At 68.1% G+C, this 12,957-nt stretch carries 13 protein-coding genes; 9 read left to right on the top strand and 4 right to left on the bottom strand.

Going from position 1 to position 12,957, the window contains the following annotated elements:
* Positions 1–54: 54 nt before the first annotated feature.
* The 3 genes from AC5YGJ_RS13355 to AC5YGJ_RS13345 all read left to right on the top strand — a co-directional run bounded on the left by AC5YGJ_RS13355 (position 55) and on the right by AC5YGJ_RS13345 (position 4,723).
* A complete protein-coding gene (locus AC5YGJ_RS13355; RefSeq protein ID WP_107231608.1) occupies positions 55–555 on the top strand; it encodes an RNA polymerase sigma factor in 501 nt (166 codons plus the stop codon).
* Positions 556–659: 104 nt separating this feature from the next.
* The gene (locus tag AC5YGJ_RS13350; protein ID WP_496186804.1) at positions 660–1,592 is read left to right on the top strand and encodes a FecR family protein; all 933 of its coding nucleotides are present in this window, start codon (positions 660–662) and stop codon (positions 1,590–1,592) included.
* A gap of 212 nt (positions 1,593–1,804) precedes the next feature.
* Positions 1,805–4,723 carry a TonB-dependent receptor gene (locus AC5YGJ_RS13345; RefSeq protein WP_496186803.1) on the top strand — a complete coding sequence of 973 codons (2,919 nt, stop codon included), beginning with the start codon at positions 1,805–1,807 and terminating at the stop codon, positions 4,721–4,723.
* A 50-nt stretch (positions 4,724–4,773) separates the two neighbouring features.
* On the opposite strand, the gene AC5YGJ_RS13340 is transcribed toward AC5YGJ_RS13345, so the two are convergent.
* On the bottom strand, positions 4,774–5,031 hold the full coding sequence (locus tag AC5YGJ_RS13340; RefSeq protein ID WP_249842934.1) for a DUF2789 domain-containing protein: 258 nt from the start codon (positions 5,029–5,031) through the stop codon (positions 4,774–4,776).
* 107 nt (positions 5,032–5,138) lie between these two features.
* Here AC5YGJ_RS13340 and AC5YGJ_RS13335 point away from each other — a divergent pair, with 107 nt between their 5' ends.
* Genes AC5YGJ_RS13335 through AC5YGJ_RS13315 form a run of 5 tightly spaced genes read left to right on the top strand, consistent with a single transcriptional unit; the run spans position 5,139 to position 8,094 of the window.
* Positions 5,139–5,726, top strand: a complete 588-nt coding sequence (locus AC5YGJ_RS13335) for a biliverdin-producing heme oxygenase (protein WP_249842935.1) — start codon at positions 5,139–5,141, stop codon at positions 5,724–5,726.
* 31 nt (positions 5,727–5,757) lie between these two features.
* Positions 5,758–6,225: a YbaN family protein gene (locus AC5YGJ_RS13330; protein WP_279920375.1), complete on the top strand. Its 468-nt coding sequence runs from the start codon at positions 5,758–5,760 to the stop codon at positions 6,223–6,225.
* A complete protein-coding gene (exbB, locus tag AC5YGJ_RS13325; protein WP_496186846.1) occupies positions 6,212–6,940 on the top strand; it encodes a tonB-system energizer ExbB in 729 nt (242 codons plus the stop codon). The genes AC5YGJ_RS13330 and exbB overlap by 14 nt, the downstream gene beginning before the upstream one ends.
* A gap of 9 nt (positions 6,941–6,949) precedes the next feature.
* Positions 6,950–7,375 (top strand): TonB system transport protein ExbD, encoded by a 426-nt coding sequence (gene exbD, locus AC5YGJ_RS13320; protein ID WP_249842937.1) that lies wholly within the window; start codon positions 6,950–6,952, stop codon positions 7,373–7,375.
* Positions 7,372–8,094: an energy transducer TonB gene (locus tag AC5YGJ_RS13315; RefSeq protein ID WP_496186802.1), complete on the top strand. Its 723-nt coding sequence runs from the start codon at positions 7,372–7,374 to the stop codon at positions 8,092–8,094. The genes exbD and AC5YGJ_RS13315 overlap by 4 nt, the downstream gene beginning before the upstream one ends.
* 86 nt (positions 8,095–8,180) lie before the next feature.
* On the opposite strand, the gene AC5YGJ_RS13310 is transcribed toward AC5YGJ_RS13315, so the two are convergent.
* Complete coding sequence (locus tag AC5YGJ_RS13310) at positions 8,181–10,208, bottom strand: sodium-translocating pyrophosphatase (protein ID WP_496186801.1); 2,028 nt, start codon at positions 10,206–10,208, stop codon at positions 8,181–8,183.
* Positions 10,209–10,494: 286 nt separating this feature from the next.
* On the opposite strand from AC5YGJ_RS13310, the gene AC5YGJ_RS13305 reads away from it, so the two are divergent.
* The gene (locus AC5YGJ_RS13305) at positions 10,495–10,998 is read left to right on the top strand and encodes a hypothetical protein (protein ID WP_309339400.1); all 504 of its coding nucleotides are present in this window, start codon (positions 10,495–10,497) and stop codon (positions 10,996–10,998) included.
* A 97-nt stretch (positions 10,999–11,095) separates the two neighbouring features.
* Here AC5YGJ_RS13305 and AC5YGJ_RS13300 read toward each other — a convergent pair whose 3' ends face one another.
* Entirely contained in the window at positions 11,096–11,485 is a 390-nt protein-coding gene (locus AC5YGJ_RS13300) for a DUF488 domain-containing protein (protein ID WP_309339403.1), read from the bottom strand.
* 114 nt (positions 11,486–11,599) lie between these two features.
* Positions 11,600–12,856 carry a 6-phosphofructokinase gene (locus tag AC5YGJ_RS13295; RefSeq protein WP_249842942.1) on the bottom strand — a complete coding sequence of 419 codons (1,257 nt, stop codon included), beginning with the start codon at positions 12,854–12,856 and terminating at the stop codon, positions 11,600–11,602.
* Between the last annotated feature and the right edge of the window lie 101 nt (positions 12,857–12,957).

The following is a 12,957-nucleotide window of genomic DNA, read 5'->3' as shown; positions in this document are numbered from 1 at the left end:
TTCGCATTAACGGAGTAGCATGCGCGGCGCCTCCCGTCCGTCCCGGCTCCGCGCATGTCCTCCAATGCCGTCACCCTCACCGAACTGTTGATCCGCGAGCGGCCGGCGCTGCTGCGCCGCGTTCAGCGGATCCTTGGCGGCGACAACGGCGCCGAGGACGTGATCCAGGCGGTCTGGTTCAAGGCGCGCGGGGTCGATGACAGCCAGGCCATCGACAACCCACGCGCCTATCTGTACCGGTTGGCGGCCAACCTGGCCACCGACCACGGCCGCGAATCCACCCGCCGCAATCGACTGCTGGCCGACCACTACCTGTGGGGCCCGGACGAGGTGATCTCGACCGAGGAGCAGGCCATGGCCCAGGATGAGCTGCAGCGCGTGCTGGATGCCGCCAGCCATCTGCCCGAACCCACCCGCACGATCTTCCGGCTCAACCGCCTGCAGGGCCTGACCCAGGCCGAGATCGCACGCCGCCTGGGTGTGTCGGTGACCACCATCGAAAACCATGTGCGCACCGCGCTGCAACGACTGGCGTGGGCGCGCAGCGGTCGATGATCGCGCCGCCTTGGGGACATTCCCCGCTGCAACGTCTTGATTACTGGACCGTGGATGCGGTCTAGTTCCCCCGCCCGCGCTTGAATGCGCCTGTCCGCCAGCCGATGAGCCCGCCGAACATGCTGCCCGCCGCCAATGACGATGCCCTGGCCGAACAGGCCCGGGGCTGGATCGCGTGGTTGGCCTCGGGCGACCACAGCGACGCGCGCATGCAGGCGTTCGAGCGCTGGCTGGCACAGCCGGGCCATCGCCGCGCGTTCGAGCACGAGCGCGCGCTGTGGCGCGGTGTCGGTCCGCGCCCGCAGGCGGCCCGCGCCGTGCGGCGTCGGCCGCAACGCCTGCGCTGGGCGATGGCGGCGGCCGCCGCGCTGGCGATGCTGGTGGCCTGGCCGGAAGCCTGGTTGCGACTGCAGGCCGACCATCGCAGCACGCACGTCGTACAGAGCGTGCACCTGCCCGACGGCAGCCGTGCGGTACTCGATGCCGACAGCGCGATCGCCGTGCACTTCGATGCAGATGCGCGGCAGGTGGAGCTGCTGCGCGGTCGTGTCTGGTTCGAGGTCAGTCCGGATGCGCAGCGGCGATTCAGCGTGCAGGCCGGCAACGGCGTGGTTGAGGACATTTCCACCGCCTTCAGCGTGGCCCGCGGCGATGATCGGGTGGAAACCCAGGTCGGGCAGGGCAGGGTGCGCGTGGCCAGCCCGGCCGATGGCGGTTGGACCTACCTGAAGGCGGGCCAGCGTGCGGCCTATGGCGAGCACAGCGCAGTGACGCGCCTGGCCGACATGGCGGCTGACAGCGTGGGCGCGTGGCGGCAGGGCGAGCTGCTGCTGGAGCAGGCCAGTGTCGCCGACGCTGTGCAACGGGTCGGCCGCTACCGTGCCGGCCCGACCTTCGTGCGCGGCGATCTGTCGCAGCTGCCCGCAGTGAGTGCCGCGCTGCGCATCGATCGCCCGGAACAGGCGCTGGATGCGCTGGCAGCAACCGCCGGGTTGCAGGTCACCCGCTTGCCGTTCGGTGTCGCCATCGTCCAGTAGAACCACGCCATGCGTGGATGATCATCACGGTGATCCCATTGTGCCGGCCAACGGTCGGCACACACCGCGACCGCGAATCGCTCTTGGGGTTCTGACCGTCCCACCCGTCTTACCCCGCGAACGTACCCGCCGCCGCCACGTACGTCGCCGTGTCCGCACTTCCTGCGGATGACGCCGCGCCCTGCGGCACCGATTACCTGACAGGTTCCCCCATGTTCGATTCCCATCGTCCGGGCCGCGTGCTGCGCCCGTCCCGCCTGTGCATCGCCCTGCTCGCCGCCGGCCTCGCCAGCGCCGCACCGTCGGTGTGGGCGCAGAGTGCCGCCGGCAGCCACGCTGCCCAGCAGCGCTACGACATCCCGGCGCAGCCACTGGATGAAGCGTTGCGCAGCTACATGCGCCAGTCCGGCGTGCAGGTGGTCTATCCGGCCACCCTGGCGCGGGGGGTGACCTCGCGGGCAGTCAGCGGCAGCCTGTCGGCCAGCGAAGCACTGCAACAGTTGTTGCAGGGCAGTGGCCTGGTGGTGCGCCGGGTCGGCGCCGAGGCGGTCACCCTGGAAGCGGCCGCCCCGGCGCAGGCCGACGGTGGCGTGATCGTCACCGACACGCTGAGCGTGGCCGGCGACCGCGTCGACAGCGATGGTGGCAGCGACGAGGCGCGGCTGCTCGACAGCTACCGCAGCGTCGGCTCGACCACCACGCTCAACCGCACGCACCTGGAACGCTTCCGTGGCACCTCCAATGGCGACATCGTCAGGGGCGTGGCCGGCGTCACCGCCGGCGATCCGCGCGTGGGCAACGGCTTCGACGTCAACATCCGTGGCATCCAGGGCCAGAGCCGCGTACCGGTGATCATCGACGGCGGCCAGTCCAGCATGGACACCTATCGCGGCTATGCCGGCCAATCCCAGCGCAGCTACCTCGATCCGGATCTGATCTCCAGCCTGACCATCACCAAGGGCCCGAGCCTGCAGGCCAACGCCTCCGGCGGCATCGGGGGTGTCGTGGAGATGGAAACGCTCAAGGTGGGTGACGTGCTGCGCGAAGGCCGCGATTTCGGCGTGCGCGTGCGTGGTGGCCTGGCCAACGCCAGTGCCAACAACCTGCCGGCCTACAGTGCCGCGCCGCGGAGCGATCGCAGCGCCACCGGCAGCCAGTTCTTCAACGTGGCCGGCGCCGGGCATTGGGATCGTTTCGATCTGGTGGCCGCCTACGCCTACCGCGATAATGGCAACTATTTCTCGGGCAAGCACGGCTACGACGATTTCCCGCAGACGCGTCGCACGCTGGCGCCACTGAATCCGCCGCGCACCGAAGTGTTCAACACCTCTTCGCGCTCGAAGTCCACGCTGCTCAAGGGCACCTGGCGCATTGATGATGCGCAGACCCTGGAAGCGGGCTATCGCCGCTATGAAGGCACGGCCGGCGAGATCATGGCCTCGCAGATCATCCGCGTCGACCGCGACCGCATCCCGCAGTGGGATCCGGGCCATGTCGACATGGACAGCTACAGCCTGCGCTACCGCTTCAATCCGGACAGCGAGTGGGTCGATCTGCGCGTCAATGCCTGGTACACCGACGCCGACAGCGTGATGTACAACAGCCTCACCGGCATCACCCCGTGGTACTTCGACCGCCGCACCGAGTGGTACGACGCCCCCACTTTCAGTGGCGATCCCGGTTACAAGGACGCCTACCGTAACCCGCTGCGGCAGAAGCGCTTCGGCGTGGATGCCAGCAACACCTCGCGGTTCGATACCCGTGTCGGTGCGTTCACGCTTGACTACGGCCTGTCGTACAGCGACGAGGACATCGCACCCGGCAGTTCCGGTCCGGTCATGCACGATGATCTGGTCAACAACCGTTTCCTGCGCAACGCCGAACGCAAGGAATACAGCGCGGTGGCTTCGCTGAAGTGGCAGCCTGACGAACACTGGGAGCTGCTGGCCGGTGGCCGCTGGAACCGCGTGGACGTGCACGACCGCAACCGCCTGGCCACTGCCGATGCGTTCGCCGTGCAGGGCCAGTACCGCTACACCGAACTGCTCAATGGCAACCCGGCGCTGCCGTCGTGGCGGGCCAAGCGCATCGCGCTGCTGAACTGGTACCCGGACGCCAACGGCAACTTCACCCAGCAATCGCTGCTGGCTTCGCCGTACAAGAAGGGCACGGTGGCCGACATTGGCGGCTGGAACTTCTTCGATGCCGATGCGCCGCAGGATCTGGAAGTGCCGGTCAGCTGGACCTGGTCGCAGCCGATCCGGCGCCGCGACAGCGCCTTCTCGCCGACCGCCAGCGTGGCCTACCGCTTCAGCGAAGACACCATGGTCTACGTGAAGTACGCCGAAGGCACCAAGCTGCCGAGCCTGTTCGAGACCACGCTGGGCCTGTTCACCGCCGCCAAGCCGGTGGGCGAACTGAAGCCGGAAACCGCGCACAGCTGGGAGATCGGCGCCAGCACGATCCGCTACGACCTGTTCACCGAAGGCGACCGCCTGGCCTTGAAGCTGGCCTACTTCGATACCCGCATCGACGATCTGATCACCCGCGACTACCGCACGCTGTCGGCCGGCCTGATCCGCAACGTCGATCGGTTCAAGGTCTCGGGCATGGAGTTCCAGTCCAGCTATGACAGCGGAAAACTGTTCGCCGATCTGTCCGCGCACTACTACTTCAAGGCCAAGACCTGCGCGCCGGACATCGCTGCCGAGCGTCGTGCCTATGGCGCGCAGCGCAGGAACGCGGAGCTGGCCAACACGCCCAACTGCGTGGATGGCGGCTTCGAGGGCTCGTACACCAACACGCAGAACCCGCCGCGCTACATGGTCAACCTGACCCTGGGCGCGCGCCTGTTCGACGAGCGCCTGACCTTCGGTACCCGCGTGGTCCACAACGCCGGCCCGATCAGCAAGCTGGACAAGGAATGGAACGTGGGCCTGTCGGCGATCCAGCAGCTGTACCGTCCGAACACGCTGGTTGACCTGTTCGCCAGCTGGAACTTCAACGACCAGTGGTCGGTGGAGGCGGGCGTGGACAACCTGACCGACCGCTACTACCTGGACCCGCTGGCCCTGGGCGTGATGCCGGCACCGGGCCGCACCGCGCGCCTGGCGCTGACCTGGAAGTACTGATCAACGGGGTCGGATCCCTTTCCCGTGGAAAGGGCTCTGACCCCATCGGGTCACAGCCCGGTCGCGGCCTTCACCGCATCCTCGTGCAGCGCCTCGTTCAGTTCATCCACCACGGTGCTCCACGCCGCATCGGCCTGCAGCGATTCAGACAGGAACTGGCGCTGGGCATCGCTCCAGTAAGGTGCCTCGACCACTTCCACATCGGTGGCCAGCTGGTGTTCGCCGATGAAGCGGGCGATGCCCTCGGCGCTGGCATCCAGGCCCAGCTGCAGGAACAGGTTGGTCATGCGCGGTTCGGTGGTGATCATCGTCTATTCCTGGCGGAAGAAGGAGGATGCCCATTATCGGCGCACATGGCCTTGGGGAAAGCCCCGCGCGGAACGTCTACAGCAGGACGACCCCCTGGCATTTCCCCATGAACGCACATATCGCTCCCGAAGACAGCCGCAGCCTGCGGCTCAAGGCCGCCACCCGCGACAGCCACGGCGCCTTGGACAAGCGCATCATGGCCGGTGACATCTTCGCCGACCGCAGCAACTTCGCCCGCTTCCTGCGCGTGCAGTACCGCTTCCACCGCAGCATCGACGCGCTGTATGCCAACCCGGCACTGGATGCCCTGCTGCCGGACCTGGCCGAGCGCCGTCGCCTGACCCAGGTGGCGCGCGACCTGCAGGATCTGGAGCAGACCGTGCCGGGCGCGGATATCACCGCCCTGCCCACCGACCTGCCGTTGCCGGCCGCCCTGGGCTGGTTGTACGTGGCCGAAGGCTCCAATCTTGGCGGCACCGTGCTGTACAAGATGGCCAACAAGCTCGGCTTGGACCGCGATTTCGGCGCCCGCCACCTGGCTGCCCATCCGGATGGCGCCGCACGCCACTGGCGTGAGTTCACCGCCGCGCTGGATGCCGTGCCGCTGGACGCCGAGCAGGAGCAGCAGGTGATCGAGGCCGCCGATGCCGCCTTCCGGAGTGTGCACGGTCACGTTGAAGTCGAGTTCGACTGATGCACGCCCGTCGCGTGCGGGCGTGCCGCTGATGCGCTGGCTCTGGTTCGCACTGGGCTGGGTGATGGTCGGCCTCGGCGTGATCGGCGCACTGCTGCCGGTGATGCCCACCACGATCTTCCTGATCCTGGCGGTGGGCTGCTTCGCGCGCAGCTCGCCGAAGTTCGAGCAGCGCCTGCTGGCCCATCCGCGCTACGGCCCGTCGCTGCGGCTGTGGCGTGAACAGGGCGCGGTGTCGCGCAAGGGCAAGGCGTTCGCCAGCGCCGGCATGGCGGTGGGCTTCGCCTTGTTCTGCTGGGGTGCGCATCCGTCATGGCGCCTGCTGCTGGGCGTGGGTCTGTTCTTCGCGGTCAGCGCCGGCTATGTGCTCAGTCGCCCTGCACCGCGCATTGAAGCCACGCCGCTGGTGGAAGTGGACGATCTCAACGATGCGCGCGCGGCCCGTCGCCGTGGCGCATCCCCTGATGCTGATGGAACCCGAGATGATGCTGCCTGCTGACCTGGCCCCCGTGGCCGTCCCCGCACTGACCCCGTGGGGTATGTACCTGGCCGCCGACGTGGTGGTGAAGGCGGTGATGATCGCCCTCGCGCTGGCATCGCTGGCCACCTGGACCGTGCTGCTGGCCAAGGGCTGGGAACTGGCCCGGCAGGCGAAGCAGTTGCGTGCGGCGCGCGCGCTGTTGCTGCAGTCCGTACAGTTGCCGGTGCAGAGCGAAGCGGAAAGCCTGCAGCGGGGCAGCGCGCTGGCGATGCTGGAGGCTGCGCGTACCGAACTGCAACTATCGCAGGGGCTGGACCGTTGCGAGGGCATCAAGGAGCGCGTGGCGTCGCGGCTGGATCGCATCGAGCTGGAAACGGCGCGACAGCAGCGGCGCGGCATCGGCGTACTCGCCAGCATCGGTGCGGTGGCCCCGTTCGTCGGCCTGTTCGGCACGGTGTGGGGCATCATGAACAGCTTCATCGGCATTGCCCACAGCAACACCACCAACCTCGCCGTGGTTGCGCCGGGTATTGCCGAGGCCCTGCTGGCGACCGCGCTGGGCCTGGTCGCAGCGATTCCGGCGGTGCTGGTCTACAACCACTTCAGCCGTGTGCTGGCCGGTCTGCGTGGACTGCTCGGCGACCTGTCTGCCGCGGTACAGCAGCTGGTCTCGCGCGATCTTGATCGTGCCGTTCCGCGTAACGCAGCGGCACCGCTGCGCGCGGTGCACTGAGGTACGACGATGGCGATCAGGACCGCCTCCGACCGCGACGATGCCCCCGAAGAAGCGCACGAGATCAATGTCACGCCCTTCATCGACGTGATGCTGGTGCTGTTGATCATCTTCATGGTGGCCGCGCCGCTGGCCACGGTGTCAGTGCCGGTGCAGCTGCCGGCCAGCAGTGCCAGCGCCACGCCGCCGGAGCAGGCGCCGGTGTATGTGACCGTGCAGGCCGATCTGTCGCTGCGCGTGGGCGAGCAGGCGGTAGCGCGCGACGGGCTGGCGGCGGCGTTGCAGGCCGCTACCCATGGCGACACCGCACAGCGCCTGTTCCTGCGCGCCGATACCCGCGTGCCTTACGGTGAGCTGATGGCCACGTTGGATGCGCTGCGCGCTGCCGGCTACCTGAAGGTAGCGCTGGTTGGCCTGGAGCAGGGCACACGATGAGCGGACTGCGGCGCTGGGCGACCAGCCTGGCGATCGTGCTGCTGGTGCATGCACTGCTGATCGGTGCGGCGTGCTGGTGGGCGGCACGTGCGCCTGCGCCGGCCGCGACTGCGCCGCCCGCTGCATTGATGCTGGAGTTGGCACCGATGGCACAGGCGCCTCCAGCGCCCCCGCGCGAAGTGGCGACGGGACCAGTGCAGCAGCAGCAACAGCAGCGGCAGGCGCCCACGCCGCCACCGCGCGAACAGCCCAAGGTGCCTGTGCAGCCCCAGGGTGAGCTGGCGCCGCCGCGTACGCCCGAGCCGATGCCTTCGCCGGACACCGCCGAGGCCAATGTCGCGCAGACCAGCGCACCGCCGCAGGTCGCCGCCGATGCGGCTACGCGCTATACCGCGCCGCAGACCACCGCCGGCGAGCGCAGCCGTGCCGAGGCGACCTGGGAAGGCCGCCTGCTGGGACATCTGCAGAAGCACCGGCGCTATCCGCGCCAGGCCGAGCGACTGCGCCAGCAGGGTGTGGTCTACGTGCGCTTCGCGGTGGCGCGAGATGGCGCCGTCTCCGCTTTGACGTTGGGCCGCAGCAGCGGCTTCGCGCTGCTTGACCAGGAGACGCTGGACACCGTGCAGCGCGCCAACCCGGTGCCGGCGCCGCCGGCCGAAGTGGCCGGCGACCCGGTGCAGGTGATGGTGCCGGTGTCGTTTTTCCTGCGCGGGCGTTGACCTTGTAGAGCCGAGCCCATGCTCGGCTGTTCTCCGCCCCCGCAATGCGTAGAGCCGAGCATGGGCTTTGCTCTACAGAAGGCTATTTACAGCAGCGGCACCAGCAGCAGCGCCACGATGTTGATGATCTTGATCAGCGGGTTGATCGCCGGGCCGGCCGTGTCCTTGTACGGGTCACCGACGGTATCGCCGGTCACCGCGGCCTTGTGCGCCTCGCTGCCCTTGCCGCCGAAGTGGCCATCCTCGATGTACTTCTTGGCGTTGTCCCAGGCGCCGCCGCCGGTGGTCATCGAAATGGCCACGAACAGGCCGGTGACGATGGTGCCGATCAGCAGGCCGCCGAGTGCGCGTGGCCCCAGCAGCAGGCCGACCACCACCGGCACCGCCACCGGCAGCAGCGAAGGCACGATCATTTCGCGGATCGCCGAGCGGGTCAGCATGTCCACCGCCTTGTCGTACTGCGGCTTGCCGGTGCCCTGCATGATGCCGGGGATTTCGCGGAACTGGCGGCGCACTTCCTCCACCACCGCACCGGCGGCGCGGCCGACCGCTTCCATCGCCATCGCGCCGAACAGATAGGGAATCAGGCCGCCGATCAGCAGGCCGATGATCACCGTGTGGTCGCTGAGATCGAAGCGGAATTCCTGGCCCGGGTGCGCGGCCTGCAGGTTGTGGGTGTAGTCGGCGAACAGCACCAGCGCGGCCAGCGCCGCCGAGCCGATGGCATAGCCCTTGGTGACCGCCTTGGTGGTGTTGCCGACCGCATCCAACGGATCGGTGATGTCGCGGATCTCCGAAGGCAGCTCGGCCATTTCGGCGATGCCGCCGGCGTTGTCGGTGATCGGCCCATACGCATCGAGCGCGACGATCATGCCGGCCATCGACAGCATCGCGGTGGCGGCAATGGCGATGCCGTACAGGCCACCCAGCGCGAATGCACCCCAGATCGCCGCGCACACCGCCACCACCGGCAGCGCGGTGGACTTCATCGAGATGCCGAGGCCGGCAATGATGTTGGTACCGTGGCCGGTGGTCGAGGCCTGCGCCACGTGCTGCACCGGCTTGTACTGGGTACCGGTGTAGTACTCGGTGATCCACACGATCAGGCCGGTCAGCACCAGGCCGATCAGCGCGCAGCCATACAGCGCCATCGGCCCGTGCACGTTGTCGCTCATCAGCCCGGTGGTGATCGGGTAGAACGCGATCGCGGCCAGCACGCCGGAGACGATCACGCCCTTGTACAGCGCGCCCATGATCGAGCCGCCCGGCTTCACCTTGACGAACAGCGCACCGATGATCGAGGCGATGATCGACACGCCGCCGAGTACCAGCGGGTACAGCACCGCATTGGCACCGGCTTCGGCCAGCATCAGGCTGCCCAGCAGCATCGTTGCGATGACGGTGACCGCATAGGTCTCGAACAGATCGGCGGCCATGCCGGCGCAGTCGCCGACGTTGTCACCGACGTTGTCGGCGATCACCGCCGGGTTGCGCGGATCATCCTCGGGAATGCCGGCTTCGACCTTGCCGACCAGGTCGGCGCCCACATCGGCGCCCTTGGTGAAGATGCCACCGCCCAGACGCGCGAAGATCGAGATCAGCGATGAGCCAAATGCCAGCCCGACCAGCGCGTGCAGTGCCTGTTCCATCGGCAGGCCCATGCGCAGCAGCAGCGCGTAGTAACCGGCCACGCCCAGCAGGCCCAGCCCGACCACCAGCATGCCGGTGATCGCGCCGCCGCGGAACGCCACGTCCATGGCCGCGCTGATGCCGTTGCGCGCGGCCTCGGCGGTGCGCACGTTGGCGCGTACCGAGACATTCATGCCGATGTAGCCGGCCGCGCCGGACAGCACTGCACCGACTGCGAAACCAATCGCGGTGTACCAGCTCAGGAACACCCCGACCAGCACGAACAGCACCACGCCGGCCACGCCGATGGTCAGGTACTGGCGGTTGAGGTAGGCACGCGCACCTTCCTGGATCGCGGTGGCGATGGCGACCATGCGTTCATTGCCGGTGGGTTGGCGCAGGATCCAGCGCGCCGAGACGATTCCGAACAGGATTGCGAGGATGGCGCAGCCCAGCGCCAGTGACAGCCCGTGACGTTCCAGCATTAGACCCCTCCGCAGAATGGATGTAGGCATCCAGTGGCGATGAACGGCACCACGAGGGGGACGACGGGCTGCAGCCTGGAACCAACCCGTACCGACCTTGGCGGTCGTCCGACGTATGGCGGTGTTCAGCATTCCCTGGTGCATGCAGTATGCGTTCACCGCCCCGTAGAGTCGAGCTTGCTCGACTGCCGCTCGACTGCCGCTCGGGGTAAAGCACGATCACGCCCTTTGCACCCCGTTAAGCCAATCTCTGCAAGCCTGCGCACAGTCCTGTCGGAGAATCTCCATGCGCCTGTCCCTGTTGATGCTTGCCGCTCTGGTCCCGGCCGTACCGGCACTGGCCGCCGAGACCCCGGAACTGCAACGTGCCGTCGGTGCACCGCAGGCGGTGGGCGCCGTGCACACCTTGCGGCAGATTCCCGAGGCCTGCGCACGCCTGGAAGGCGCGTTCACCGGCCAGGCCGCCGAGCCGTACCGCTTCTCTGCCGTGCGCACCAGCGAACAGTGCCAGCCGCGCGCTCGCTTCGTCGACTACGCCAAGGCCCAGCCGAGCGCCGACAAGGGCTGGAAACTCAATGATGTGATCCGCGTGCCCAGCGTCGCGTGTCCCGCACAGCAGGCCGTGGTGCGCGTCTGGCGCCTGCCGGTGAACAACAGCCAGGCGTTGGACGGACAGGGCCAGTCGCGGATCTACCTGGAAGAAGCAAAGAAGCAGGCCGCGGCCGGCCAGATCCCGAAGGTGACGATGTTTGCCGCGCAGTTGCAGATGGAAGGCAAGGCCTGCAACTGAGGCCGTCCGGCAGCGCGAATCCACCCATGGCGTGGATCCAGTGTGACCCTCGGGCACGGATCCAGGTGGTGCCGGCCGCTGGCTGGCAACCCTGCCATCATTCGACCAGCGTTGCCCCGCGCGCCATCAGCAGCTCTCGCAGCGCCTTGCGGTGGCAATGCGCTTCATCCTCACAGTAGCACCCCACACTGATGTCGCTGTGCTGCGACAGTGCGGCCAGCAGGTCCAGCGCGTGGGCCGCAGCCGGCGTCTTCATTTCGGCCTTGTAATGGCGGAAGAAGGCGTTCCACTGGGCCGCGCTCTGCGCCGCCTGCGCCTGCTTCACCAGTTCCGCGCTGGGTGCCAGGGTCGGGAACCAGACGTCGTACCAGTCCTGCCGGGCGAACTCGCTGCGCGGCACGCCACGCGGCGGTCGCCGCACCGTGCCGATGCGCAGGCCCTCGCCATCGGCGCGCGGCGTACCGAGTCGAACAACACGCAGTGCCATGATGCTCCTCGATGAAAGGGGACGGAGGGGATTAAGTCGTATTCAACCCTTTGCTGGCGCTGAAGGGGGGCAGAGGGCGGATACGACGTAATCCCCTCCGTCCCCTTTTTCGGGTCAGCCCTCGAACGGTGGCAGCTTCTGCTTCACTGCCACGTTCTTCAGCGTGACGTACTTGGGCAGGCCGTCGGCGCCGTAGGGCAGCGGGGCTTCGCCCTTGATCAGCGGTGAGAGGTAGGCGCGGGCCTTGGCGGTGATGCCGAAGCCATCGCGGCGAATGAAGCCGGCCGGCATCTTCTTCTCGTGGTTGGCGATCTTCGACAGCGGCGCCGCTTCGATCTTCCAGCGGTACGGTGCATCACTGCTGCGCACGATCACCGGCATCACCCCGTTCTGGCCCTTCAGCGCCAGCTGCACGGCGGCCTTGCCCACCGCCTGCGCCTGCTCCCAGTCGGTCCTGCTGGCCAGGTGACGGGCCGAGCGCTGCAGGTAATCGGGCAGGGCCCAATGTACCTTCAGGCCCAGCTGATCCTTGACCCGGCCGGCCAGGTGCGCGGCCACGCCGCCCAGCTGCGAGTGGCCGAACGAGTCCTTGCCGCCGCCGGCGTCGGCGACGAAGCGGCCATCGGCAGTGGCGATGCCCTCCGAGGCCACCACCACGCAGTAGCCGACGCGCTCGACCACCGCCTTCACCTTGGCCAGGAACACCGCCTCGTCGTAGGCGCGCTCGGGCAACAGGATGATGTGCGGGGCTTCGTCGTCGCCATTGCCGGCCAGGCCGGCGGCCGCAGCCAGCCAGCCGGCGTGGCGGCCCATTGCCTCGTAGATGAAAACGCGGGTGGAGGTTTCGGCCATCGCCGCCACGTCCAGCGCCGCCTCGCGCACCGACACGGCGGTGTACTTGGCCGCCGAGCCGAAGCCGGGGCAGGTGTCGGTCACCGCCAGGTCGTTGTCGATGGTCTTGGGCACGCCGATGCAGGTCAGGTCGTAGCCGGAGGCCTTGGCCAGCTGCGAGACCTTCAGCGCGGTGTCGGCCGAGTCGTTGCCGCCGTTGTAGAGGAACCAGCGCACGTCATGCGCGCGCAGTACCTCCAGCAGGCGGTCGTAGCGGGCGCGGTCGGCGTCCAGCGATTTCAGCTTGACCCGGCACGAGCCGAACGCGCCGCCCGGGGTGTGGGCCAGGGCGCGGATGGCGGCGGCGCTCTCCTTGCTGGTGTCGATCAGCTCCTCGCGCAGCGCGCCGAGGATGCCGTTGCGGGCGGCCAGCACCTTGATGCCCTTGGCCCGGGCCTGCTCGATCACTGCCGCCGCGGTGGCGTTGATGACCGCGGTGACACCGCCGGACTGGGCGTAGAGGAGAGTACCGTTGCGCATGCTTCTACCTGCTCGGGGGAGGGGACATTGCAGGGACATTACCCGGATGCGGTAAAGTGGCGCTATTGCGGTGCAGCGATACCGGTCCGTCCGGGGCGCGA

Source organism: Stenotrophomonas sp. CS3K5 (assembly GCF_059515225.1).
This window is presented reverse-complemented; position numbering and strand designations above follow the sequence as displayed.

Coding starts and splice junctions, on each gene's coding strand:
- AC5YGJ_RS13315 (WP_496186802.1), top strand. CDS start 7,372: ATGAGCGGACTGCGGCGCTGGGCGACCAGCCTGGCGATCGTGCTGCTG.
- AC5YGJ_RS13335 (WP_249842935.1), top strand. CDS start 5,139: ATGAACGCACATATCGCTCCCGAAGACAGCCGCAGCCTGCGGCTCAAG.
- exbB (WP_496186846.1), top strand. CDS start 6,212: ATGCTGCCTGCTGACCTGGCCCCCGTGGCCGTCCCCGCACTGACCCCG.
- AC5YGJ_RS13310 (WP_496186801.1), bottom strand. CDS start 10,208: ATGCTGGAACGTCACGGGCTGTCACTGGCGCTGGGCTGCGCCATCCTC.
- AC5YGJ_RS13295 (WP_249842942.1), bottom strand. CDS start 12,856: ATGCGCAACGGTACTCTCCTCTACGCCCAGTCCGGCGGTGTCACCGCG.
- AC5YGJ_RS13355 (WP_107231608.1), top strand. CDS start 55: ATGTCCTCCAATGCCGTCACCCTCACCGAACTGTTGATCCGCGAGCGG.
- AC5YGJ_RS13300 (WP_309339403.1), bottom strand. CDS start 11,485: ATGGCACTGCGTGTTGTTCGACTCGGTACGCCGCGCGCCGATGGCGAG.
- AC5YGJ_RS13350 (WP_496186804.1), top strand. CDS start 660: ATGAGCCCGCCGAACATGCTGCCCGCCGCCAATGACGATGCCCTGGCC.
- AC5YGJ_RS13330 (WP_279920375.1), top strand. CDS start 5,758: ATGCGCTGGCTCTGGTTCGCACTGGGCTGGGTGATGGTCGGCCTCGGC.
- AC5YGJ_RS13345 (WP_496186803.1), top strand. CDS start 1,805: ATGTTCGATTCCCATCGTCCGGGCCGCGTGCTGCGCCCGTCCCGCCTG.
- AC5YGJ_RS13305 (WP_309339400.1), top strand. CDS start 10,495: ATGCGCCTGTCCCTGTTGATGCTTGCCGCTCTGGTCCCGGCCGTACCG.
- AC5YGJ_RS13340 (WP_249842934.1), bottom strand. CDS start 5,031: ATGATCACCACCGAACCGCGCATGACCAACCTGTTCCTGCAGCTGGGC.
- exbD (WP_249842937.1), top strand. CDS start 6,950: ATGGCGATCAGGACCGCCTCCGACCGCGACGATGCCCCCGAAGAAGCG.